The 22995-nt window shown below is 67.6% G+C and carries 18 protein-coding genes; 13 read left to right on the forward strand and 5 right to left on the reverse strand.

From position 1 onward, the window contains the following. Positions 1–7 precede the first annotated feature (7 nt). From AC3QL3_RS02780 to AC3QL3_RS02810, 7 genes are all read left to right on the forward strand, one after another. Positions 8–1051 carry an N-acetyltransferase DgcN family protein gene (locus AC3QL3_RS02780; protein ID WP_492896755.1) on the forward strand — a complete coding sequence of 348 codons (1044 nt, stop codon included), beginning with the start codon at positions 8–10 and terminating at the stop codon, positions 1049–1051. A 91-nt stretch (positions 1052–1142) separates the two neighbouring features. After that, the gene (locus AC3QL3_RS02785; RefSeq protein WP_492896756.1) at positions 1143–3134 is read left to right on the forward strand and encodes a serine hydrolase domain-containing protein; all 1992 of its coding nucleotides are present in this window, start codon (positions 1143–1145) and stop codon (positions 3132–3134) included. Beyond that, the gene (locus tag AC3QL3_RS02790; RefSeq protein ID WP_492896757.1) at positions 3134–4126 is read left to right on the forward strand and encodes a dipeptide epimerase; all 993 of its coding nucleotides are present in this window, start codon (positions 3134–3136) and stop codon (positions 4124–4126) included. The genes AC3QL3_RS02785 and AC3QL3_RS02790 overlap by 1 nt, the downstream gene beginning before the upstream one ends. A 9-nt stretch (positions 4127–4135) precedes the next feature. After that, positions 4136–5248, forward strand: a complete 1113-nt coding sequence (locus AC3QL3_RS02795; protein WP_492896758.1) for a YkvI family membrane protein — start codon at positions 4136–4138, stop codon at positions 5246–5248. Continuing rightward, positions 5245–6813: a serine hydrolase gene (locus AC3QL3_RS02800; protein ID WP_492896759.1), complete on the forward strand. Its 1569-nt coding sequence runs from the start codon at positions 5245–5247 to the stop codon at positions 6811–6813. Before AC3QL3_RS02795 ends, AC3QL3_RS02800 begins: the two co-directional genes overlap by 4 nt. A 35-nt stretch (positions 6814–6848) precedes the next feature. Then, positions 6849–8189, forward strand: a complete 1341-nt coding sequence (locus AC3QL3_RS02805; RefSeq protein WP_492896761.1) for a dipeptidase — start codon at positions 6849–6851, stop codon at positions 8187–8189. A gap of 10 nt (positions 8190–8199) precedes the next feature. Beyond that, on the forward strand, positions 8200–9825 hold the full coding sequence (locus AC3QL3_RS02810) for an N-acyl-D-amino-acid deacylase family protein (protein ID WP_492896762.1): 1626 nt from the start codon (positions 8200–8202) through the stop codon (positions 9823–9825). 146 nt (positions 9826–9971) lie between these two features. Here the strand turns inward: AC3QL3_RS02810 and AC3QL3_RS02815 are convergent, their stop codons facing one another. Continuing rightward, positions 9972–12389, reverse strand: a complete 2418-nt coding sequence (locus tag AC3QL3_RS02815; protein WP_492896763.1) for an acyl-CoA dehydrogenase — start codon at positions 12387–12389, stop codon at positions 9972–9974. Positions 12390–12564: 175 nt separating this feature from the next. Here AC3QL3_RS02815 and AC3QL3_RS02820 point away from each other — a divergent pair, with 175 nt between their 5' ends. From AC3QL3_RS02820 to AC3QL3_RS02835, 4 genes are all read left to right on the forward strand, one after another. Further along, positions 12565–13716, forward strand: coding sequence for a M23 family metallopeptidase (locus AC3QL3_RS02820; RefSeq protein WP_492896764.1), 1152 nt, complete (start codon positions 12565–12567; stop codon positions 13714–13716). A gap of 65 nt (positions 13717–13781) precedes the next feature. Continuing rightward, positions 13782–14789 carry a DUF2804 domain-containing protein gene (locus tag AC3QL3_RS02825; protein WP_492896765.1) on the forward strand — a complete coding sequence of 336 codons (1008 nt, stop codon included), beginning with the start codon at positions 13782–13784 and terminating at the stop codon, positions 14787–14789. Between the two features lie 102 nt (positions 14790–14891). Further along, a complete protein-coding gene (locus AC3QL3_RS02830) occupies positions 14892–15683 on the forward strand; it encodes an AMP nucleosidase (protein ID WP_492896767.1) in 792 nt (263 codons plus the stop codon). A 7-nt stretch (positions 15684–15690) separates the two neighbouring features. Continuing rightward, complete coding sequence (locus tag AC3QL3_RS02835; protein ID WP_492896768.1) at positions 15691–16335, forward strand: hypothetical protein; 645 nt, start codon at positions 15691–15693, stop codon at positions 16333–16335. A gap of 61 nt (positions 16336–16396) precedes the next feature. Here AC3QL3_RS02835 and AC3QL3_RS02840 read toward each other — a convergent pair whose 3' ends face one another. From AC3QL3_RS02840 to AC3QL3_RS02850, 3 genes are all read right to left on the reverse strand, one after another. Then, a complete protein-coding gene (locus tag AC3QL3_RS02840) occupies positions 16397–16948 on the reverse strand; it encodes an adenine phosphoribosyltransferase (RefSeq protein WP_492896769.1) in 552 nt (183 codons plus the stop codon). A gap of 1 nt (position 16949) precedes the next feature. After that, positions 16950–17873 carry a Grx4 family monothiol glutaredoxin gene (grxD, locus tag AC3QL3_RS02845; protein ID WP_492898838.1) on the reverse strand — a complete coding sequence of 308 codons (924 nt, stop codon included), beginning with the start codon at positions 17871–17873 and terminating at the stop codon, positions 16950–16952. Positions 17874–18060: 187 nt separating this feature from the next. Next, positions 18061–18864, reverse strand: coding sequence for a UDP-2,3-diacylglucosamine diphosphatase (locus AC3QL3_RS02850; protein ID WP_492896770.1), 804 nt, complete (start codon positions 18862–18864; stop codon positions 18061–18063). Positions 18865–19166: 302 nt separating this feature from the next. Here AC3QL3_RS02850 and AC3QL3_RS02855 point away from each other — a divergent pair, with 302 nt between their 5' ends. Together AC3QL3_RS02855 and AC3QL3_RS02860 are read left to right on the forward strand one after the other, a co-directional pair. Beyond that, complete coding sequence (locus AC3QL3_RS02855) at positions 19167–20360, forward strand: BtaA family protein (protein WP_492896771.1); 1194 nt, start codon at positions 19167–19169, stop codon at positions 20358–20360. Continuing rightward, entirely contained in the window at positions 20347–21084 is a 738-nt protein-coding gene (locus AC3QL3_RS02860) for a class I SAM-dependent methyltransferase (protein WP_492896772.1), read from the forward strand. Before AC3QL3_RS02855 ends, AC3QL3_RS02860 begins: the two co-directional genes overlap by 14 nt. A gap of 60 nt (positions 21085–21144) precedes the next feature. Here the strand turns inward: AC3QL3_RS02860 and AC3QL3_RS02865 are convergent, their stop codons facing one another. Next, the gene (locus AC3QL3_RS02865; protein ID WP_492896774.1) at positions 21145–22737 is read right to left on the reverse strand and encodes a hypothetical protein; all 1593 of its coding nucleotides are present in this window, start codon (positions 22735–22737) and stop codon (positions 21145–21147) included. Positions 22738–22995 lie beyond the last annotated feature (258 nt).

Below are 22995 nucleotides of genomic sequence, written 5' to 3' on the forward strand. Positions count from 1 at the left end.
AGACCGCATGCAGACCAAGCCGCAATCGCGCGACTCCTCGATCGAGCCGCTGCCTTCGCCCTATCTTCTGTTTCTCGGCGACACCACCGAGCCCGGCTACGCCAAGACCGCGTTCGGTCTGCGCGACTGGGCCGGCGATCGCTGCGTCGGCGAATGGTCGACACCGGCGGCGACGGTCAGCACCGGCCTGCCGCGGCTGACACCGAAGGAAGCGCGCTTGCGCGGTGCGCGCGGTTTGGTGATCGGCGTCGCCAACGTCGGCGGCGCGATCGGCGCGAGTTGGCTGCCGTACCTGATCGAAGCGCTCGAGGCGGGTCTCGATCTGGTCAGCGGCATGCACCATCGTCTCGGCGACGTGCCGCAGCTCGCGCAAGCGGCCGAGCGCTACGGACGCCGTCTGATCGACGTGCGCGTGCCGCCGCCGCGGATTCCGATCGCGAGCGGACGCAAACGCAGCGGCAAGCGGCTGCTCACGGTCGGCACCGACTGCGCGCTCGGCAAGAAGTACACCGCGCTGGCGATCGCCAAAGCCTTCGCCGAGCGCGGCGTCGACGCCGATTTCCGCGCCACCGGACAAACCGGCATTCTGATCGCCGGCAGCGGCGTGCCGATGGACGCGGTGGTGTCCGATTTCGAAGCCGGCGCGGCCGAGATGCTGAGTCCGGATGCGGCACCGGCGCATTGGGACGTGATCGAAGGGCAGGGCTCGCTGTTCCATCCGGCCTACGCCGGCGTCTCGCTCGGCCTGCTGCACGGCAGCCAGCCGGACGTGATCGTGGTCTGCCACGAAGCCGAACGCACGACGGTGATGGGCTATCCGGACTACGCGCTGCCGAGCCTGGTGGAGACGATCGAAATGAATCTGCGGCTCGGCCGCCGCACCAATGCGGCGATCCGCTGCGCCGGCGTCAGCGTGAACACGGCGAGTCTCGACGAGCCGGCCGCGCGCGCCTGGCTCGCGCGCGAAAGCGATCGATTGGGACTACCGGTGGCCGATCCGATGCGCGGCGGCGAGGCGTTCGACCACCTCGTCGACGCGTGCCTGATCTAGCGCGGCCGGCGCAACGACTATCCATACGACCTTCGTCCTTGCAGAACGACGGACACGAACGACTTTGCGGATGCTTGCGGGAGGAAAGGCTGTGAAGAAGATCAACTGGCTGGTCGCGGCGCTGGCCGCACTGGCGACGATTTCCGTATCGGCGCAAGCGCCGACCGAACCGGCGCCGGCTGCTGCGCAGCCGCCGAGCGCGGCGCTCGTGCCGACGCCCGGCGACGCGAACGGCGTCGCCCTGAGCAAGGCCGATCTCGACGCCTGGCTCGACGGCTACATGCCCTACGCGCTCGCCACCGGCGACATCGCCGGCGCGGTGGTGGCTGTGGTCAAGGACGGTCAGATCGTCAGCGCGCGCGGCTACGGCTACGCCGACGTCGCCGCGCGCGCGCCGGTCGATCCGAAGACGACCTTGTTCCGTCCCGGCTCGGTGTCCAAGCTGTTCACCTGGACCGCGGTTATGCAGCAGGTCGAGCAGGGCAAGCTCGATCTCGACGCCGACGTCAATCAATACCTCGACTTCAAGATTCCCGCGCGCGACGGCAAGCCGGTCACGCTGCGCCAGATCATGCAGCACGTCGCCGGTTTCGAAGAGCAGGGCAAGGACATCATGTCCGCCTCGTCCGACGCGCCGACGTTCGAAGCCTTGCTCAAACGCTGGACCCCCGAACGCGTCTACGCACCCAACTCGACGCCGGCATACTCCAACTACGCCACCTCGCTCGCCGGCTACATCGTGCAGCGCGTTTCCGGCGAAGGGTTCTACGATTATCTGGACAAGCACGTGCTGGCGCCGCTCGACATGCGCCACTCGAGCTTCCGCCAGCCGCTGCCCGAAGCGCTGGCGCCGTCGATGTCGAAAGGCTACGCGCGCGGCTCGGAAGAACCCAAGCCGTTCGAATTCGTCGGCCCGGCGCCGGCCGGTTCCTTGTCCGCGCCCGGCGAAGACATGGCGCACTTCATGATCGCCCACCTCAACGGTGGCGAATACAACGGCCAGCGCATCCTGCGTGCCGACACCATCGAGACGATGCACAACAGCCCGCTCGACGTGCTGCCGCCGCTCAACCGCATGGAGCTCGGCTTCTTCGAGACCAACCTCAACGGCCGCCAGGTTATCGCCCATCTCGGCGACACGCAGTGGTTCCATACCTCGCTGCATCTGTTCTTGAAGGAGAACACCGGCTTCTACGTCTCCTTCAACAGCGGCGGCAAGGAAGGCGCGGCCGGCACCTTACGCGAAGCGCTGTTCCAGGACTTCGCCGATCGCTACTTCCCCAATCTCGCGCCGAAGGACGGCGCGGTCGACGAGAAGACCGCAAAGGAACACGCGGCGATGCTGGTCGGCACCTGGATCAACTCGCGCCGCTCGCACTCCAACGTAATCGCCGCGCTCGAGATCGCCTCGCAGACGAAGATCGCAGTCGACGGCAAAGGCGAGCTGGTGATTCCGATCAACGGCGCCAACGGCAAGCCGCGGCAATGGGTGGAAATCGCGCCGTTCGTCTGGCGCGATCGCAACAGCCACGACCGTCTCGCTGCGCAGGTGGTCGATGGCAAGGTGGTGCGCTGGAGCTTCGACTCGATCTCGCCGTTCATGGTGTTCGACCGCGCTGCCTGGTACCACGACACCGGCTGGTTGATGCCGGCGTTGATCGCGAGCTTGGCCGCGCTGCTGCTGACGGCGCTGCTGTGGCCGGTCGCCGCGATCGTGCGCCGGCGCTACGGCGCCACGCTCGCGCTCGATGCGACCTCGTTGCGCGCGTTCCGCTGGAGCCGCATCGCGGCGATCGCGATCCTGCTCGGCCTCGCGCTGTGGACGTTCGCGTTCGCCCGAATGTTCGGCGATCTGAGCAACTTCAGTTCCCGCTTCGACGGCGTGATCTGGTTCGCCGAGATCTTCGGTACGCTGGTCTTCGTCGGCGGTTTCCTGCTCATGCTGTGGAACTTCCTGGCGGTCTGGCGCGGCCGCCGGCGCTGGCCGGCGAAGGTCTGGAGCATCGTGCTGCTGCTGTCGGCCTTGGTCGTGTTGTGGATCGCGTTTGCGTTCAAGCTGATCCACTTCGGAGTGAACTTCTGATGCCCGCACGCCGGCTGCGCGTCGCGATCGAAGCCTTGCCGTTCGCGGCGCCGTTTCGCATCGCCGGCTACACCTTCGAGAAACTGGACGTCGTCGTGGTCGCGATCGAGGAAGGAGCGCACTGCGGCCGCGGCGAGGCAGCCGGCGTCTACTACCTCGGCGATACTGCGGCGAATCTATTGGCCGAGATCGAACAGCATCGCGGTGCGATCGAAGAGGGCCTCGATCGCGCCGATCTTCAGTCCCTGATGCGCGCCGGCGGCGCGCGCAACGCGGTCGACTGCGCGCTGTGGGAGCTAGACGCCAAGCGCAGCGGCTCCAGCGTCTGCGCACTGGCCGGCCTGCCGCCGCCGCAGCCGCTGGTCACCGCCTTCACCCTCGGCGCGGAAGCACCGGCGGCGATGGCGGCCGCCGCGACGCAGCGCTTCGCCGCAGCGCACTCGCTCAAGCTCAAGCTGACCGGCGCGATCGAACTCGATCTCGCGCGTGTCGCCGCAGTACGCGAGGCGCGACCCGATGCCTGGATCGGCGTCGATGCGAATCGCGGCTACCGCATCGACCAGCTCGACACGCTGATCGACGGCCTCGCCGCGGCGCAAGTCGCGCTGCTCGAGCAGCCGCTCGAACGCGGGCGCGAGGCTGATCTCGACGGCTACCGCTCGCCGATTCCGCTCGCCGCCGACGAAAGCGCGCTGACCCTGGCCGATCTCGCCAACCTGATCGGCCGCTTCGATGTCGTCAACATCAAGCTCGACAAATGCGGCGGTCTCACCGAAGGCCTCGCCATCGCGCGCGAAGCACGCCGGCTCGGTCTGCGCGTGATGGTCGGCAACATGACCGGCACCAGCCTGGCGATGGCGCCGGGCTTCGTGCTCGGCCAGCTGTGCGACTTCGTCGATCTCGACGGCCCCTTGTTCCTCGCCGACGATCCGCCGCCGCGCGCTCGCTACGCCGACGGCACGATCTGGTGCGGCAGCGAGCTCTGGGGCTGAGTGCCGGCCATGTCTTCGCGCTTCCAACGCTTCCTCTTGCCCGGCTTCGCGTTCAAGGCCGTGGTGATCGGCGGCGGCTACGCGACCGGGCGCGAGCTGGCCGAATTCTTCCTGCCGAGCGGACCCTGGGGCGGCGTCGCCGCGATGCTGCTCGCCACCTTGGTGTGGAGCGCCGTGTGCATCGCGACCTTCGTGTTCGCACGCGTGTACCAGGCGCGCGAATACCTGAGCTTCGTGCGCGCCCTGCTCGGGCCGGGCTGGATCGTGTTCGAGATCGCCTACGTCTTGTTCGTGGTCCTGATCCTGGCCGTGTTCGGCGCTGCCGCCGGCGCGATCTTCGCAGCGAGTTTCGATCTACCGCGACTCGCCGGCACGCTGGCCTTGATGGCCGGCATCGCGCTGTTCACCGCCTTCGGCAACGCTTCGGTCGAGCGTCTGTTCAAGTACGTCTCGTTCCTGCTCTACGCGGTTTACGTCTTGTTCGTCGTGTTCGCGTTCGCGCGCTTCGGCGATCGCATTCTGGCCGGCTTCGCCACGCCGGCGCCGAGCACCGGCTGGGCGCTCGGCGGCTTGACCTACGCCAGCTACAACATCATCGGCGCGGTGGTGATCCTGCCGGCGCTGCGCCATTTGACCAGCACGCGCGACGCGGTCGTCGCCGGCGCGATCGCAGGCCCTCTTGCGATGCTGCCGGCGCTGCTGTTCTTCATCTGCATGGTCGCGTGGTATCCGCAGATCGCGAACGAAACACTGCCGTCCGACTTCCTGCTGCAGAAACTCCAACTGCCCGTATTCCACCTGCTGTTCCAGCTGATGATCTTTGCGGCGCTGCTGGAAAGCGGCACCGGCGCGGTGCACGCGATCAACGAGCGCATCGCCAAGGTCTGGCGCGCACGCGCCGGCGCCGATCTGTCGGCCGCGGCGCGCTTGTCCATCGCGTTGGCTCTGCTGGTCGGCTGCATGCTGGTGGCCGAGCGTTTCGGCCTGGTCGCGCTGATCGCCAAGGGCTACCGCGCGCTCGCCGCGATCTTTCTCGCCGTCTACGTGCTGCCGCTGATGACGCTCGGTCTCGTGCGTCTGTGGCGCCGGCGCGCACCTACCCCCGCCGCGGAGGCTTCGTGAAGAGACATTTCATAGCGTTGTGCGCAGCTTTGTTCGCAGCCTCCGCGTTCGCCGCGCCGCCGGCCGATTTCGATGCGCGCGTGGAAACGTTGCGCCAGCGCATCGGTGTGCCAGGTATGGCGGTGGCGATCGTCGAGCAGGGCCAGGTCACGCTGGCCAAGGGTTACGGCGTGCGCGCGCTCGGCGGCAGCGAAGCGGTCGGTGCCGATACGATCTTTCCGACCGGCTCGACCGGCAAGGCGGTGACCACCGCCGCGCTGGCGGTGCTGGTCGATCGTGGCCAGATCGGCTGGGACGACAAGGTGATCGACCATCTGCCCGGTTTCGCCATGTACGACGCCTGGGTCACGCGCGAGATCACCATTCGCGATCTGCTCGTGCATCGCAGCGGGCTCGGCCTCGGCGCCGGCGATCTCTTGTTCGTGCCGCGCTCCGATCTCTCGCGCGCCGAATCGGTGCGCCGCCTGCGCTACTTGAAGCCGGCGAGCAGTTTCCGCAGCGGCTTCGCCTACGACAACGTGCTCTACATGGTCGCCGGGCAGTTGATCGAAGCGGTCAGCGGCAAGAGCTGGGAGAAGTTCGTCGCCGAGGACGTGTTGCGCCCGGCCGGCATGCTGCACTCGACCAGCGACGACGCGGTGCGCTTCGGCGTCGCCGATCGCGCCTATCCGCACGCGCGCATGGACGGCGGCCTGCGCGGCGTCGGCCGGCAGGAACGCCTCGACGAACGCGACGTGCTCGGTCGCAACGCCGCGCCCGCGGGCGGGCTCGCGGTCAGCGCGAGCGACATGGCGCGCTGGCTCTCGATCCAGCTCGGCCGCGGCAAGCTGCCCGGCAGCGCGGGCCGCCTGTTCTCCGAAGCGCAAAGCGCGCAGATGTGGAAGCCCGAGGTGCTGCAGCCGATCGATCCGCTGCCCGAGCCGCTGCAGGCGACCGTGCCGATGTTCAGCGCCTACGCGCTCGGCTGGGACGTGCAGGACTATCGCGGCACGCGCATCGTGCAGCATGGCGGCGCGGTGCTCGGCTTCAAGACGTTCGTCGTGCTGATTCCCGACAAGAACATCGGTTTCGCCATCGAGATCAACAGCGAGGACGGCGAGATTCTGCGCGGCCTCGCGTACGAACTGCTCGACCACTATCTCGGCTTCCCGCCGAACGACTGGCCGGCCAAGTTCGCCGCCTACAAGCAAGAGAAGCTGGCGAAAGGTCTCGCGGCGTACAAAGCGGTCGCGACGAAGCCGGCCAAGGTCGGGCCGTCGCTGCCGCTGGCGCGCTACGCCGGTACCTACGCCGATCCCTGGTACGGCCGCATCGAGGTCGCTCAAGCGAACGGCAAGCTCGCGATCGATTTCAAGTCGACCCCGCGCATGAGCGGCGCGCTCGAGCACTGGCAGTACGACAGCTTCGTCACCCGCTTCACCGACAAGACGATCGAGCCGGCCTACGTGACCTTCGCGCTCGATGCCGACGGCAAAGTCACCGGCGTGACGATGAAGGCGGTGTCGCCGCTGGCCGACTTCAGTTTCGACTATCAGGACTTGTCGTTCGTGCAGGTGGAAAAGTAAAAATGCTCACTTTCCCGCAGCCGCCCCCAAACACCATGAAGATCGTTCGCCGCCACGTCGTTCGCTTCGCCTGTCTCGCTGCCGCCATCGCCGTCGGCCCTGCTTCGTTTGCCGCCGAAAGCGACGCGGCCCTCGCCGCGCGTGTCGAGCGCGTGCTCAAAGCGACGCCGCTGATCGACGGCCACAACGACCTGCCGTGGGGAATCCGCGACCGCTTCGGCCACGCCGACGGCATCGATCTGCGCGCCGATACCGCCGGACTGCCACGGCCGGCGAATGCACCGGAGGACTGGGTGCCGCTGGCAACCGACATTCCACGCTTGCGCAAAGGCCACGTCGGCGGCCAGTTCTGGTCGGTCTGGATTCCGGCCACGACCACCGGCGCGGCGGCGGTGAAGACGACGCTGGAGCAAATCGACCTCGTGCACACGATGGTCTCGCGCTACCCCGACGACATGGTCATGGCCTACACCGCCGACGACGTGCTGCGTGCGCGCAAGAGCGGGCGCATCGCCGCGCTGATCGGCATCGAAGGCGGTCATCAGATCGACAACTCCCTGCCGGCGCTGCGCCAGATGTACGCGCTCGGCGCGCGTTATCTGACGCTGACCCACTCCTTGAACACCGACTGGGCCGACTCCGCCACCGACGCGCCCAAGCACAATGGGTTGACCGCGTTCGGTCGCGCGCTGGTGCACGAGATGAATCGGCTCGGCATGCTGGTCGATCTCAGCCACGTCTCGCCGCAGACGATGAAGGCCGCGCTCGAGGTGTCGACGGCGCCGGTGATCTTTTCCCATTCCGGCGCGCGCGCGCTCGACGATCACCCGCGCGACGTACCCGACGACGTGCTCGCTCTGGTTGCGCGCAACCGCGGCATCGTGATGATGAATTTCGCGCCGCAATACGTCTCCTTCGAGCGCGCGCGTTGGGAGTCCGACCGCGCCGCCGAGCAGACTCGCTTCAACGCGCCGCCGTTCGCCGGCCTCTACATCGGCCAGCCCGAGCGCGCCAAGGCCGCCTTGGCCGAATGGGACAAGGCTCATCCGGCGCCGGTGGTGACGGTCGCGATGGTGGCCGACCACATCGAACACATCCGCGACGTCGCCGGTATCGACTGCGTCGGCATCGGCTCCGATTTCGACGGCATTCCGTCGGCGCCGCAGGGCCTCGATGCGGTCGACAAATATCCGGCGCTGTTCCTCGAACTGGCGCGGCGCGGCTGGGACGACGCGGCGCTCGGCAAGCTCGCGGCCGGCAACGTGCTGCGCGTGCTGCGCGAAGCCGAGGCGACTGCGAAGCGCCTGCAGGCGAGCGAGCGGCCGTCGTCGGCGACGATCGAAGCGCTCGACGGCGCCGCCAAGAAGTCGCCGTGAGAGCACGCGGATGAAGCGAACGATCGCCGTCTCGTTGGTGCTGACCGCCGGCTTCGCGAGCGCAGCGCTCGCCGCCGAGCCCGCCTACGACATCGTGATCCGCCACGGTCGCGTGCTCGACGGCGCCGGCAATCCGTTCGTGCGCGCCGATGTCGCGATCAAGGACGGCCACATCGCGCGCATCGGCCAGTTCGATGGTGAAGGCAAGCGCGAGATCGATGCGCGCGGCAAGTACGTCGCGCCGGGCCTGATCGACATGATGGATCAGTCGAGCGAGGTGCTGCTCAAGAATGGTGCGGCCGAGAACAAGCTGCGCATGGGCGTGACCAGCGTGATCGCCGGCGAGGGCGGCACGCCGGTCGAGGCCGCCGAGATTCCCGACTACTTTGCGCGGCTCGAACGGCAAGGCATCGCGGTCAACTTCGGCACCTACTACAGCGCCGCGCAGGCACGCGTGAAGGTGATGGGCGAGGGCGCCGGCCGCCCGACGCCGGCGCAGTTGGACGCGATGAAGGCGCTGGTCGCGACCGCGATGAAGAACGGCGCGTTCGGCATCGCCAGCGCCTTGATCTATCCGCCCGACGCGTTCCAGAGTACCGACGACTTGATCGCACTGGCCAAGGTCGCCGGCGCCTGCGGCGGCTACTACGCCACGCACATGCGCGATGAGAGCGCCAAGCTGTTGGACGCACTCGACGAAGCGATCGCGATCGGCGAGCAGGGCGGCGTCAAGGTCGAGATCTTCCACATGAAGGCCGCCTACGCGCCGGGCTGGGGCACCCTGATGCCGCAGGCGGTGGCGAAGATCGAGGCGGCGCGCGCGCGCGGCCTCGACATCGCCGGCGATCTGTATCCCTACACCGCCGGCGGCACCGGCCTCGACATCACCGTGCCCAACCATCTGTTCGCGGCCGGCCCCAAAGCGGCTTGGAAGAAGCTGCGCGATCGCACCGTGCGCGCCCAGCTCAAACGCGAAGTCGCGGCCGGCTCGCTGCCCGGCTGGTCGAACCTGGTCGAGGCCGCCGGCGGTTGGGAGCACGTCGTGCTCGCCAACGCCTTCGTGCCGAAGTACGCGCGCTTCCACGGCAAGAATTTCGTGGAGATCGGCCGCGCGCTCGGCAAGGAACCGGCCGACGCGGCCTGGGACATCCTGCTCGACGCGCTGCCGAATCGCGCGATGGCCTTGTTCTTCATGATGAGCGAAGCCGACATCGAAACCGCGTTGAAGCAGCCCTGGACCAGCATCGGCACCGACGCCGCCGCGGCGCAGACGTTCGGCGAAGTCGACGCGCTCGGCCTGCCGCATCCGCGCGCCTACGGCACCTTCCCGCGCGTGCTCGCCGAATACGTGCGCAAGCGCCGCGTGCTCACGCTCGAAGAGGCGGTGCGCAAGATGAGTTCGTGGCCGGCCGCCCGCATGGGCTTGGCCGATCGCGGCGAATTGCGCGAGGGATTGCGCGCCGACGTGATCGTGTTCGATCTCGAACGCGTGCAGGACCGCGCCGACTGGTCGCAGCCGACCGCGCCGCCCGAAGGCATCGACAGCGTGATCGTCAACGGCGAGCTCGCGATCGACGACGGCAAATACACCGGGGCGAAGAGCGGCAAGGTGCTGCGGCACGCTTGTCTGCTTTGAGGCGACTCTCGCTCGATCGTTCGTGAGCGGAGGCATCGGAAGGTCGCTGCAAGTTTCCCCTCACCGGCGCGCGGAGCGCGCCGGCCTCTCCCGCGAGCGGGAGAGGCGACGGCGAAGTCGCTATCGAGCTGCTGCGCGAATGACGCTCAGTGCAGGGTCTTGTAGACCTCTGGATCGAACGCATCGACGGCGATGACTTCGTCGCGCGCGTCACGTGCCTCGTTCAAGAGATCGTACTCGGCGCCGCTGATGACGCCGGCAGCGGCGCCGAGGTCGTCGAGCAGGTAGCCGGGCGCGCGGTCGAGCCGGCCGGCGCGCACCGCGTCGCGCAGTTTGGTTTCGATCGGCACCGCGCGCACCGCCTTGTCGAGCGCGGCTTCGAGCGCGCCGAGGCCGGGTTCGGTCGGCGGCGGTACGAACACGTCGGCGGTGAGAGTGCGGCGCGCCTCGCGGTCTTCGAGGATGTCGCGCGCGACTTCCGCGCCGAGCCGGTCCGACGGCGGCCGGAAGCGCGCGCCGAGCGGGAAGATCGCGAGCTTCATCAAGAGCGCGATCCAACGCACGGGCAGGTTGTCGAGCACGCCGAGCAAAGCTTCCTGCACGCGATACAGGCACAGCTCGGTCGACCAGCGCACCAGCGCGTAGTTCGGGCGTGTCTTCGGTTCGTCGTGGTAGCGCTTGAGCGCGCAGCTGGCGAGGTAGAGGTAGGCGAGCGCGTCGGCGAGGCGGCCGGAGAGTTTCTCGCGCCGCTTGAGCGAACCGCCGAGCGTGCCCATCGCGGTGTCGGACAGGATCGTGAACGCGGCGGAGAAGCGCGACAGATGCTGGTAGTAGCGGCGCGTATCGGGCGTCGCCGGCGCTTCAGCCAGGCGTGCGCCGGTCCAGGCCAAGAGCTTGGTCCGCGTCGCGCGCGTCACGAACAGATTCAGATGGCCGAAAATGGCGCGATCGAATGCGGCCAGATCGTCGTCGGCGACCGCTTGGATTTCCTTCTGCACGAACGGATGGCAGCGGATCGCGCCCTGGCCGTAGACGATCATCGTGCGCGTGAGGATGTTCGCGCCTTCCACCGTGATGCCGATCGGCACCGCGTCCCAGGCGCGCGCGAGCGCATTGCGCGGGCCGCGCTGGATCGCGCTGCCGGCGCGGATGTCCATCGCGTCGGCGATGACCTGGCGCATGCTGTCGGTCAGATAGGCTTTGCAGATGTTGCCGATCACCGCGGGCTTTTCGCCGGCGTCGAGCGCGCCGCAGGTCAAGCCGCGCGCCGAGGTCATCAGATAGGTCAGGCCGGCGATGCGCGCGAGCGGTTCTTCGATGCCTTCGAAGCGGCCGATCGGCGTGTCGAACTGCTCGCGCACGGTGGCGTAGGCGCCGCAGATGCGCGTGGCGAGCTGGGCCGCGCCGATCGACAGCGCCGGCAACGAGATCGAGCGGCCGGCGGCGAGCGATTCCATCAGCATGCGCCAGCCGCGGCCGATCTGCTCGCGCCCGCCGACGACGGCTTCGTCGAGCGGTACGAACACGTCCTTGCCGACGATCGGGCCGTTCATGAAGGGCACGCCCATCGGATCGTGGCGCAGGCCGATCTCGACGCCCGGCGTCGCACGCGGAATCAGCGCGCAAGTGATGCCGCGATCGACGCGGTCACCGATCAGCTTCTGCGGATCTTTCAGACGGAACGCGAGGCCGATCAGACTCGCCACCGGCGCCAAGGTGATGTAGCGCTTCTTCCAATTCAGACGCAGGCCGACCACTTCGACGCCGTCGATGACGCGCTTCTCGACGACGCCCTCCGACTGCGTCGCCGCGGCATCCGAGCCGGCTTCGGGGCCGGTCAGCGCGAAGCACGGAATTTCTTCGCCGCGCGCGAGCCGCTCGAGATATTTTTTCTTCTGCTCGTCGGTACCGTAGTGAAGCAAGAGTTCACCCGGGCCGAGCGAGTTGGGCACCATCACGGTGACGGCCGCCGTCACCGAGCGGCTCGCGATGCGCGTGACCACGCGCGAATGCGCCAGTGCCGAGAAACCCAAGCCGCCGTGTTCCTTCGGGATGATCATGCCGAGGAAGCGTTCGCGCTTGATGAAGTCCCAGATTTCCGGCGGCAGATCGCGCTGCTGGTAGACCTGCCAATCGTCGAGACGGCGGCAAAGTTCTTCCACAGGGCCGTCGAGAAAGGCTTGTTCGTCGGCGCTGAGCGGACGCGGCTGGAACGCGAGCAGTTTGTTCCAGTCCGGCATGCCGCCGAACAAGTCGCCGTCCCACCATACCGTGCCGGCTTCGAGCGCGATGCGTTCGGTGTCGCCCAGGCGCGGCAGCACCTTGGAGAACTTCGGCATCACCCAGCGCGAAACCAGCGCGCGCCGCAGCGGCGGCAGCCCGAACACCAGCGCCAACAGCGCCAGCACCAGGGCGGTCGCGACGAACAGATGCGGCGAAGCGACGCCGACCACGCGCCAGCCGAGCAGCCAGACACCGGCGGCGGCGATCCAGGCGAGGAAGCCGAGGCCGCGGAATGCGAGCGCTGCGAACACCAGCAGGGCAACAAGGAAGGTGATCAGCATGGCGCCTCCTCTGCGTGCAGACGCGCCGATTATGCCTGCGCGTCGGGAACGGAAACGAAACGCGAGCGCGCGATGAGCGCTCGCCACCGCCGTCGCGACGGCGGACCACCCCTCGCGCTTGCGCAAGGGCACAATGGTGACCCCCGCACGTTGGCGCAACGGTGAAGAACCCGCAATGAACGACATGTCATTTTTCCTGCGGCGGCTCTTCGCCGGCCTGCTGGTACTGGCTGCTCCGCTCGCCTCGGCGCAGCGCGATGCACGTCAGGCCTTCGATCTCGCGCTGATGCAGGCACCGACCGCGGTCGTCGTCGACGGCAAGACGCGGCTCGTCTACGAACTGCACCTGACCAACTTCGCCGCCGAGCCGCTGCGGATCGAGCGCGTGGAGGTGCTGGCCGAAGGCACCTCGTCGGCGCTGTTCGAACTGCAGGGCAAGGCGCTCGCGGCCGCGCTCGGCCGTCCCGGCGCGGTGAGCAAGGACGGCGCGCTGATCGCGCCGGGTCTGCGCGCGGTGGTCTACTTCGACTTCGCGCTGGACGATGCGCGCTTGCGTCCGCTGCGCCATCGCATCGCATTCGCGCCCGCCGCGGGCGGTGCGACGACACAGGTCGAAGGCGGCGAAGTGGTGCCGCGCGAGCCGGCCGCGCTGGCACTCGGTGCGCCGCTGCGCGGCGGGCCGTGGATCGCCATCTACAGTTCCGAGTGGGAACGCGGCCATCGCCGCGTGCTGTACGCGATCGACGGCCGCGTGCGCATTCCGGGCCGCCATGCGATCGATTGGGTCAAGCTGGACGCACACGGCAAGCAGTTCGCGCATGACGGCAAGCAGACCAAGGACTGGTTCGGCTACGGCGCCGATGTGCTCGCGGTGGCCGACGCCACCGTCGCCGCACTGCGCGACGACGTGGCGGAACCGCCGCGCGTGTCGATCGACAATCCGCGCGTGCCGATCGCCGACGCCAGCGGCAACTACGTCGCGCTCGATCTGGGCGATGGCCGCTACGCGTTCTACGAGCATCTGAAACCAGGCAGCATCCAGGTCAAAGCGGGCGAGCGCGTGCGTCGCGGCCAGACGATCGGCGCGCTCGGCTACACCGGCGAGTCGAGCGGACCGCATCTGCATTTCCACCTCGCCGACGCGCCCGCCACGCTGGCCGCCGAAGGCCTGCCGTATGCGATCGAGGCTTGGCGCGCGCTCGGTGGATACGAGCGCTTCGAGGCCTTCGATCAGGGGCAGCCTTGGTCGAAGGCGTTGGTTGAAGCGCCGAAGCTTGCGTTTCCGGCGCCGCTGGCGGTGGTCGAGTTTCCGCCCGCCAAACGCTGAGCGCGGCGTTCGCACAAGCGCAGCCGCATCCGATGACGTCAGACTCTTCGATCTCCCCGTCTTCGATGACCGCAGCTCCGACCGCGGCACGTTCGCTGCTCGGCGCGCCGGCCGCCGTAGTCGAAGACGGCCGCCTGCGCGCCGGGCGTTACGAAGGCCCGATTCGCCGCGTCAACATCGGCCGCCGCCGCGATCGCTTTCGTTTGAAGGAGTGGCACTACACCGCGCTGACGACCGACACGCACTTCTTCGCCTTCGCGATCGTGCAGCTCGGCTACGCCGCGAACGTGTTCGCCTACCTCGTGGATCGCGCTCGCCCGCAGTCGTTTCTGAAGATGGAGCGGCTGCTTCCGCTCGGTCGCGGTGTCGTCATCGCGCCGAGTTCGATCGAGGGCGAAACGCGTTACCAGCACGGCAGCGAAGCCATCCGCATTCGCTATCGCGCCGACGGCTTTCAGGTCGAACTCGATCTCGGTCTCGGCGGCAATCGCCTCGTCGGCGCGTTCGACTGCACCGCCGGCCCTAGCCTTTCGATCGTGCATGCGTTGTCCGCGACACGCGCGGCCTATACGCACAAATCGGCGGTCTATCGCGCAGCGGGCGAACTCCGCTGCGGCGATCGCGCGATCCTGCCCGCGACCGGCGCGCTCGCCTCGATCGACTGGACCCGCTCGCTCGCCAATCGCACGACGGTCTGGCAATGGGCTTCGTTCTCAACTCAGGCGCCGGACGCCGAACCGATCGGCCTCAATCTGTCCGCGCGGGTCTACGACGACGCGCACGGCGACTCCGACGAGAACGCTTGGTTCGACGGAGCGCAGGTGCGCGCGCTCGGCGGCGTCGCGTTCGAGCTGCCGAGCGATCCCGCCACGATGCCCTGGCGCATTCGCAGCCGGCGCGCGGACGAAGTCGATCTGGTCTTCACGCCGCTCGGTGCGCGCAGCCAGGCACTCGACTTGATTCTGCTCAAGAGCCGCTTCGTGCAGCCGTACGGGCACTTTCGCGGCCGCGTGCTCGATCGTGCGGTCGAAAATGCGTTCGGCGTGGTCGAAGATCACCACAGTTTGTGGTGAGGCGGAAATCTGCGGCAAACGAGCGGGCCGGCGCTACACTGGCACGATCCGATGCCTGCACCGGGTGCGGGCGCCCCGTCCATCGCTGGTAGATCTCGACCCATGAAAGAAAAGAGCGACATCGTCCAAAACTGGCTGCCGCGCTACACCGGCTCACCGTTGGACGCGTTCGGCGAACACATCTTGTTGACCAACTTCGGCCATTACGTCGAGCTGTTCGCGCAATGGAACGACGTGCCGGTGCAAGGCCGTGACCGGCCGATGCCGAACGCGACCGCCGACGGCATCACCATGATCAACTTCGGCATGGGCAGTCCGAACGCGGCCACCGTGATGGATTTGCTATCGGCGATCGCGCCGAAAGCGGCGCTGTTCCTCGGCAAATGCGGCGGCCTGAAGAAGAAGAACCAGCTCGGCGATCTGGTGCTGCCGATCGCCGCGATCCGCGGCGAGGGCACCTCCAACGACTATCTCCTGCCGGAAGTGCCGGCGCTGCCCGCCTTCCAGCTGCAGCGCGCGGTGTCGACGATGATCCGCGATCTCGGCCACGACTATTGGACCGGCACCGTCTACACCACCAACCGGCGCGTGTGGGAACACGACACCGCGTTCAAGGACTACCTGCGCAAGACGCGCTGCATGGCGATCGACATGGAAACGGCGACGATATTTTCCGCCGGTTTCGCCAACCACATTCCGACCGGCGCACTGCTTCTGGTGTCGGATCAACCGATGATTCCCGAGGGCGTGAAGACCGAGGCGAGCGACCGCGCGATCACCGCGAATTTCGTCGAAGCGCACATCCGCGTCGGCGTCGAGGCGCTCAAGCTCGTGCGTCGCAACGGGCGCAGCGTGAAGCATTTGCGCTTCGAAGAAGATCTCGACTTGGATTGAGCGGAGGATGACGACGTTGCGCTCGCTGTCGATTCTCGGTTTGATCGCTGGCTTCGGGCTGGCGCAGGCGCAGGACATGCCGCCGGTCGCCGACGACGTCGGTATCGTCATGCGGGTAGAAACGACGACCGATCCGCTGTTCCGGATCGGGACACAAGCCGTCCTCGCGTTCGATGTCACACGATACGGACCGCTGCAGCGTGGGACCTACAGCATCGCCGCGCGCGAGCAGGTCGATGCGCTGACCTACGAACGAAATGTCTGGCTGTCGCCTTTTCCCGGTGCGGACTGCCGACTGATCGACATCAGCGGCGAAACTTCGCCGCCGTTGAGCGCGTATTCCCTGTTGGGCGGCGAAACGGCAGTCGGTGAAACAGCGGTTTGTCGCGTCATCCTGCGCGTCGTCGGTCCAGCGCCCGGCGGCGTGTTCTTGTTCGAAGCGCATGGGCATATGACGGCTCAGGGCTCCTTGCCCGATCCGAATACGAGCAACAACGACGCGGTCCTGTCCGTCAGCGCTGCGGTCATTCCGCCGAGGCCGGTGCCGGCGCTGACGTCGATCGCCATCTGGTTGTTGGCGGCAGCGACTTGCCTGGTCGCGCTGCATCGACTTCACCCGTCGTTCTTGAATAGGCGCGCGAAAGCGTGGTGAGCCAGCGAAATCGTTTCGCGATTTCAGAAATCGATGCCGCTTCGGGCGTCTCGGCGGCGCGCTAGTAGCGCAACAGCGCACGCAACGGCAGCTCCTCGCCCCAGCGCGCCCTGCCGGGCAGCGCCGTCAATTCGATCAGCACAGCGGCGCCGATCGCGCGCATGCCGAGCTTGTCGACCAGCGAACGCGCCGCGGCGAGCGTGCCGCCGGTGGCGAGCACGTCGTCGACGATCAGGGCGCGTTCGCCGTTGCCCGGCGCATCGGCGCGCGCCTCGAGCCGGTCGCTTCCGTATTCGAGCTGGTACGCGGCCGAAACCACCGGCGGCGGCAGCTTGCCCGGCTTGCGCAGTGGTACGAAACCGCAGCGCAGGCGGTCGGCCAGCGCGGCGCCGAAGATGAAGCCGCGCGACTCGATCGCGCAAACGACTTGCACCTGCGCCTCGCGCCAGGGTTCGGCGAGCAGGTCGATGCAGTGCGCGAAGCCGTTCGCATCGGCGAGCAGCGGAGTGATGTCGCGGAAGGTGATGCCGGGTTGCGGGAAATCCGGCACCGCGCGGATCAGCTCGAACAGACGCTGCGTGACCTCGTTGGCGCCGCTGGCGACGGCGCTCATCTCAGTAGCGCGCCACCGTCGGATCGACTTCGCGCGCCCACGCGTCGATGCCGCCTTCGACGTTCCACAGATTGGTGAAGCCGTGCTCGCGAAAATGCTCGGCCGCATTGCGGCTGGAGACGCCGTGGTGGCAGATGAAGGCGAGCGCGGTGTCTTTCGGCAGCGCAGTCAGGCGCGCATGCGTATCGGGCGTCAGCACGTCGGCGCTGGCGATCGCGGCGAAGGCGCGCTCGTGATCGGGACGCACGTCGATCAAGCGGATGTCGCCGGCCTCGAGCCGCTGCTTCAGCGCCTGCACGCTGAGCGGCTTCAAGGCCTGCGGCGCCTGCGGCAGGAAGATCGCCAGGCCTTCGCCGTGCGGCGTGCTGGTCCAGTCGATGGTGGCGCCGCGCGCGCGCTGCGCGCTGGCAACGTCGAAGCGGACCTCCAGGCCGTTGGCTTCGACGACGATGTCGTTGTCGCCGGCCTCGCGCAGTTGGAACTGCGGATTGAAGCGGCCGTCGACGACCAGGAACAGCTTCGCATCGCCGGCATCGGCGAGCGCGGCGCGGACGCGCTCGACCGCGGTGTCGGAGATGGTCAGGGTCGGCGGCGTGCGGTCCGGCGCGGGCACGCCGAGCACGCGGTGCAGTTCTCCCGAGTCGAACATCGACTGGATGATGTCGGCGCCGCCGACCAGCTCGCCGTCGACGTACAGCTGCGGAATCGTCGGCCACTGGCCGAATTCCTTGATGCCGGCGCGGATCTCCTCGTCGGCCAGGACGTCGACGGTGGCGTAGTCGTCGAGCAGCGCGTTCAGCCGATCCGTCGCGGCGGCGGAGAAGCCGCATTGCGGCGCATGGCGCGAGCCTTTCATGAACAGGACGACGCGGTGGCTGGCGAGCAGCGCTTCGATGCGCGCGCGCGTGGCGGAGCTGAGCGACATGGCGGAATCCGAACCTTGGGAAAACGCGCATGATACGCCGCGCACGCGCGCTGCGCTGTCCTCGACGGGTTTGCTCAAACCAAGGGCCTGAGCCACCTACTCGGCGTAACGCCTGCGAACGCGGACATCCCTTGCAAGCGCCGCTCGATTCCCGCTCGCGGCGGGAATAGCGGCTGAGGCCAGAACTTTAAGCCGCCGCCGGCAACGCTTCCGGCAAGGACAGCTCGGCCCGTGCCAGCGCGATCGAACGCTGCCGTTCGGTCCAGTGCAAGAGCTCGAGCGCGCCGTCGTGATGTTCGACCAGGGCGGTGCAATGTTCGACCCAGTCGCCGTCGTTGATGTAGAGCACGCCGTCGCGATCGAGGATGCGGCCGTAGTGGATGTGCCCGCAGATGTGGCCGTCGAAGCCGTCGCGGCGCGCCTGCTCGGCGACGCGCGTTTCGAAGTCCTCGATGAAGCGCCGCGCACGCCCGATCGCCTGCTTGATGTGGATCGACAGCGGCAGATAGGCGAGACCGAAGCGCCGGCGCAGCGCGTTGAAGCGCCGGCTGACCGAACAGATGAAGCCCTGCAGCGCGTCGCCGAGCTTGAGCAGCCAGGCCGGCGCGGCGTGTCCGCTGTCGAATTCGTCGCCGTGGCTGACGCGATAGCGGCGGCCGTCGGCGGCGACGTGCACCGCGTTCAAGGCGATCTCGATGCCGCCCAGACGCTGGCCGGCGAAGCGGCGCAACGCGGCGTCGTGATTGCCCGGGATGTAGGTCACCTTGGTGCCGCGCGCGGCGATCGCGAAGATCTCGGCCAACACCGCGCCGTGTTCGTCACGCCAGTACGGACGCTTCTCCATGTTCTCGAGATCGACGATGTCGCCGACGAGATAGAGTCGTTCGCACTGCGTGGAACGCAGGAAATCGAGCAGATAACCGGCTTGGCAATCGGCCAGGCCGAGATGGACATCCGAGATGAAAACGCTGCGAAATTGGGCTCGCGTCATCATGCGTCTCCGCAGGAAACCGGCGTAAGCCTAGGATCGGCCGATCGCCGTTGCGTTGCCGCGGCGTTGCAAGGTCGTGACATGGCATGTCGCGGACACATCCTCGCGCCATGCAATACGCGCGTCACCTGGAGCGGTTAGCGTCGACCCTTAGACCTCGAAGCGGTCTGCCGGTGCGAGCCACGGAGCGGTTCGCTCGAGGTTCGGCGAGGTGTTCGCCGAACCTGCGGATGCGAGTCCCGATCGAGCTTGGACGCGCCGACCGCTCCGACCCATCCCGCGACTCCAGCGAAGCCAGCCCGATGTCGACACCGAACCTGCGCGACAAACTCGACCAGAAGATTTTCGACGCGATCTATTCGCGCAGCCTCGTCTACAACACCTGCTGGGAAGATCCGGCGGTCGATCGCAAGGCGCTCGCGCTGAGCGAAGAAGACAGCGTGCTGGTGATCACCAGCGCCGGCTGCAACGCGCTCGACTACGCGCTGCAAGGCCCGCGCGTGATCCACGCGGTCGACGCCAATCCGCGCCAGAACGCACTGCTCGAACTGAAGATCGCCGGCATCCGCAAACTCGGCTTCGACGACTACTTCGCGATCTTCGGCGAAGGCTTCCACGCGCAGTTCGCCGAGCTGTACCGCCGCGAGTTGCGCGCGGAGCTGTCGCCGTTCGCGCAGGAGTGGTGGGACAAGCACAGCAACTGGTTCACCAGCCGGCGCGGCAGTTTCTATTTTCACGGCTTGTCCGGCCTGGTCGCGCGCGGCGTGCGCGCCTATTTCGCGACGCGGCCGCGCTTGCGAGTGGCGATGTCCGACTTGCTCGGCGCGCGCAATGTCGCCGAGCAACAAGCGATCTACGACGCTCGCATCGCGCCGCAGCTGTGGAGCAAGCCGGTCAACTGGGTCATCTCGCGCCAGTTCGTGATGAGCCTGCTCGGCGTGCCGTATCCGCAACGCAAGCTGGTCGAAGCGCAGCACGACGGCGGCGTGTCCGGCTTCATCCGCCACGCCGTGCAGTACGTGTTCCGCCAGCTGCCGTTGGCCGACAACTACTTCTGGCACGTCTACATGACCGGCCGCTACCGCCGCGACTGCTGCCCCGAATACCTCAAGCAGGCGAACTTCGAGCGCCTGAAGAACGGCTTGGTCGACCGCATCGTGCCGCACACGACCACGGTGACCGAGTTCCTGCTCGCGCACGATGAACCGATCTCGCGCTTCGTGCTGCTCGACCACATGGACTGGATGAGTTCCTACCATCCGCAGGCGCTGGTCGAGGAGTGGGAAGCGATCCGCCAGCGCGCGGCGCCCGGCGCACGCATTCTGTTGCGCAGCGCGCAGGCGCGTCCGGCCTATCTGGATGCGATCCGCATCGGCCCCGAGAACCAGCCGCTGCGCGAAGCGTTCCGCTTCATGGATCACGTTGCCGACGCGCTGCAACCGCAGGATCGCGTGCACACCTACGCCGGATTCGTGATCGCCGATGTCCCGGCTTGAGGCGCTGCGCAACGACGCTGCGGTGCTCGCGCGCCTGGTGCGCGGCATGCCGCGCGCCGCGTCACACGCCGACGCGCTCGGCGCGTTCTACGGACCGCAGTCGCAGCACTACGACCGTTTCCGCGAACGCCTGCTCGCCGGCCGCGCCGAGCTGATCGCGACGCTGCCCTTGCCCGATCGCGCGCACGTGGTCGAGCTCGGCGGCGGCACCGGCCGCAATGCGGAATTCTTCGGCGATCGTCTCGCACGCATCGAACGCTTCGAGATCGTCGACCTGTGTCGGCCGTTGCTGGCGCAAGCGCGCGAGCGCGCGCGCCGAATCCCGCAACTGCACGCGGTCGAAGCCGACGCGACCAGCTATCGGCCGGCGCAACCGGTCGACTGTGTCTTCCTGTCTTACGCATTGACGATGATTCCGGATTGGCGCGGCGCGATCGCCAATGCCATCGCGATGCTCAAACCCGGCGGCGTGCTCGGTGTGGTCGATTTCTACGTCGCACCCAAGCGCGCCGAATTCGCCGACGGCGCGCGCCATTCGGCGTTGACGCGCACGTTCTGGCCGGCTTGGTTCCGCCACGACGGCGTGCGGCTCGATGCCGAACACCTGTCGACGTTGCGGCGTTCTCTGCCGCAACACGAGCTGGTCGAAGCGCGCGCGCCGGTGCCGTATCTGCCGCTGGGGCGCGTGCCGTACTACCGCTTCATCGGGCACAAGCGCGCATAGCGACATCGCGGCACTGACGCGGCGATTCGTCTCTTCCGACTACAGGAAGTTCGCGCGCATTCATCGACCGCCGAGCGGTGCATCGCTGCGCCGCAAAGACAGCGCACCGATCAGCACCGCCAACACCGCATAGGCCGCCGTGAACTGCCAAGCGACTTCGCGCGCGCTGCCCGCGAGCGTCCATGGAAGATAGATGCCGCCGCTCGGCTCGACCGAATGGATGATGCCGAACGCGGTCAGCACGGCGCCGAGCAGGAGGATCAGCGCGGCGTGGCGCAGGCGCGCGTCGATCAGCGCGACGACGAAGCTGGCCCAGATCATCGAGGTGATGATGAAGCCGTTGCCGAGCGTGACCAGCACCGCGAGTTCGGGAAGACCGTGGCCGCTCTGCGTCATCAACGTGCCGAAGCGGTCCGGCGCGACCACGTTCGGATCGCCGAGCTTGATCGCGAGCAGCCGCGCGATCGGTGGAAAGAAGCCGAACACGACCGCGGCGGCGTAGCGTTGCGGCGTCGCCTCGAACGCCTGCGTGGTGATGTTGATCGCGACGAACACCAGGATCGGCGCGAGGATCGCCAGCGGCAGCAGTTCGACCAGGTTGGAGACGTAGCCGAAGATGCCGCCGAGGCCGATGAACAGTCCGGTCGCCAGCGCGTACGCGCTGCGCGCGCCCATCGCCTTGTAGGCCGGCTGGCCGATGTAGGGCGTGGTCTGCGCGACGCCGCCGCAGACACCGGCGACGAGGGTGGAGAACGCTTCGGTCAGGAGGATGTCGCGCGTCGGGTAGTCGTCGCCGGCGGCGCGCGCGCTCTCGTTCACGTTGATGCCGCCGACCACCATCAAGAGACCGAACGGTAACAGCAGCGGCAGGTAGGGCATCGTCAATGGCAGGCCGTCGAGGAAGCCGAGGTTCGGCCACGGCAGCGCGAAGCGCCATTGCCACGCGTGCGGCGGCTGGTAGCCCGAGCCGAGCGCGCCGGTCGGACCGAGACCGAAGTAGAGCAGGGCGCCGACCAGCACCGCGACGAGCACGCCGGGCAAGCCGAACGGCAGGCGCCCGCGTGCGACCAGTGCGTACAGCACGATGCCGAGACCGGCGAAGCCGACCACCGGCACGCGCAGGATTTCCACCAGCGGCAGAAAGCCCATCAGCACCAGCGCGATACCGGCGATCGAACCGAGCAAGCCGGCGCGCGGCACGTGCCGCTGCACCGCGGCGCCGAAGAACGACAGCACGAATTTCAACACGCCCATCACGACCAGCGCAGCCATGCCGAGCTGCCAAGTCGCGATCGCGGCAGCGTGCTCGTCGAGCCCGGCCTGCTTGTACGCGACGAAGGCCGGACCGAGCACGAGCAGGGCGATGCCGATGCTGGTCGGCGCATCCAGGCCGAGCGGCATCGCGGTGACGTCGGTACGTCCTTCGCGCCGCGCCAGCCGCCGCGCCATCCAGGTGTAGATCGCATTGCCGACCAGGACGCCGAGCGCGGTGCCGGGAAACATGCGCTGGAACACGATCTCGGCCGGGAACTTGAACACCCCGATCAAGGCGCCGGCGATGAAGGCGAGGATCGACAGATTGTCGACCACCAGGCCGAGGAAGCCGTTGACGTCGCCGGAGTTGAACTTGCGCGTCGCCGTGGTCGAAGTCATGCGTGCTCGCCTGTCTGGTAGCTTTTATGAGAAGTGCAGCCATGGATAGCTGCGGGTAGACGATCCGCAGGCAACGTCCTTGCTGGCAAAGCAGTGACTCGCAAGATTGCAGCGATCACGGACGATCGCATAGATACATCAAAAGTGCGGCCACGGATGGCCGCGGGTAGACCTTCCGCAGTCATTCCCTAGGCACCCAGGAAATGACTCGCAAGGTTGCAGCGATCAAGGACGATCGCATGAGTACATCAGAAGTGC

It is taken from the genome of Dokdonella sp. GW821-FHT11D02 (assembly GCF_058808595.1).

What these genes read in the sequence shown, in the direction of transcription:
- AC3QL3_RS02820 (WP_492896764.1), top strand. Translation starts at nt 12,565, where the DNA reads ATGAACGACATGTCATTTTTCCTGCGGCGGCTCTTCGCCGGCCTGCTG.
- AC3QL3_RS02780 (WP_492896755.1), top strand. Translation starts at nt 8, where the DNA reads ATGCAGACCAAGCCGCAATCGCGCGACTCCTCGATCGAGCCGCTGCCT.
- AC3QL3_RS02790 (WP_492896757.1), top strand. Translation starts at nt 3,134, where the DNA reads ATGCCCGCACGCCGGCTGCGCGTCGCGATCGAAGCCTTGCCGTTCGCG.
- AC3QL3_RS02835 (WP_492896768.1), top strand. Translation starts at nt 15,691, where the DNA reads ATGACGACGTTGCGCTCGCTGTCGATTCTCGGTTTGATCGCTGGCTTC.
- AC3QL3_RS02795 (WP_492896758.1), top strand. Translation starts at nt 4,136, where the DNA reads ATGTCTTCGCGCTTCCAACGCTTCCTCTTGCCCGGCTTCGCGTTCAAG.
- AC3QL3_RS02825 (WP_492896765.1), top strand. Translation starts at nt 13,782, where the DNA reads ATGACCGCAGCTCCGACCGCGGCACGTTCGCTGCTCGGCGCGCCGGCC.
- grxD (WP_492898838.1), bottom strand. Translation starts at nt 17,873, where the DNA reads ATGTCGCTCAGCTCCGCCACGCGCGCGCGCATCGAAGCGCTGCTCGCC.
- AC3QL3_RS02850 (WP_492896770.1), bottom strand. Translation starts at nt 18,864, where the DNA reads ATGACGCGAGCCCAATTTCGCAGCGTTTTCATCTCGGATGTCCATCTC.
- AC3QL3_RS02855 (WP_492896771.1), top strand. Translation starts at nt 19,167, where the DNA reads ATGTCGACACCGAACCTGCGCGACAAACTCGACCAGAAGATTTTCGAC.
- AC3QL3_RS02815 (WP_492896763.1), bottom strand. Translation starts at nt 12,389, where the DNA reads ATGCTGATCACCTTCCTTGTTGCCCTGCTGGTGTTCGCAGCGCTCGCA.
- AC3QL3_RS02865 (WP_492896774.1), bottom strand. Translation starts at nt 22,737, where the DNA reads ATGACTTCGACCACGGCGACGCGCAAGTTCAACTCCGGCGACGTCAAC.
- AC3QL3_RS02860 (WP_492896772.1), top strand. Translation starts at nt 20,347, where the DNA reads ATGTCCCGGCTTGAGGCGCTGCGCAACGACGCTGCGGTGCTCGCGCGC.
- AC3QL3_RS02830 (WP_492896767.1), top strand. Translation starts at nt 14,892, where the DNA reads ATGAAAGAAAAGAGCGACATCGTCCAAAACTGGCTGCCGCGCTACACC.
- AC3QL3_RS02805 (WP_492896761.1), top strand. Translation starts at nt 6,849, where the DNA reads ATGAAGATCGTTCGCCGCCACGTCGTTCGCTTCGCCTGTCTCGCTGCC.
- AC3QL3_RS02810 (WP_492896762.1), top strand. Translation starts at nt 8,200, where the DNA reads ATGAAGCGAACGATCGCCGTCTCGTTGGTGCTGACCGCCGGCTTCGCG.
- AC3QL3_RS02840 (WP_492896769.1), bottom strand. Translation starts at nt 16,948, where the DNA reads ATGAGCGCCGTCGCCAGCGGCGCCAACGAGGTCACGCAGCGTCTGTTC.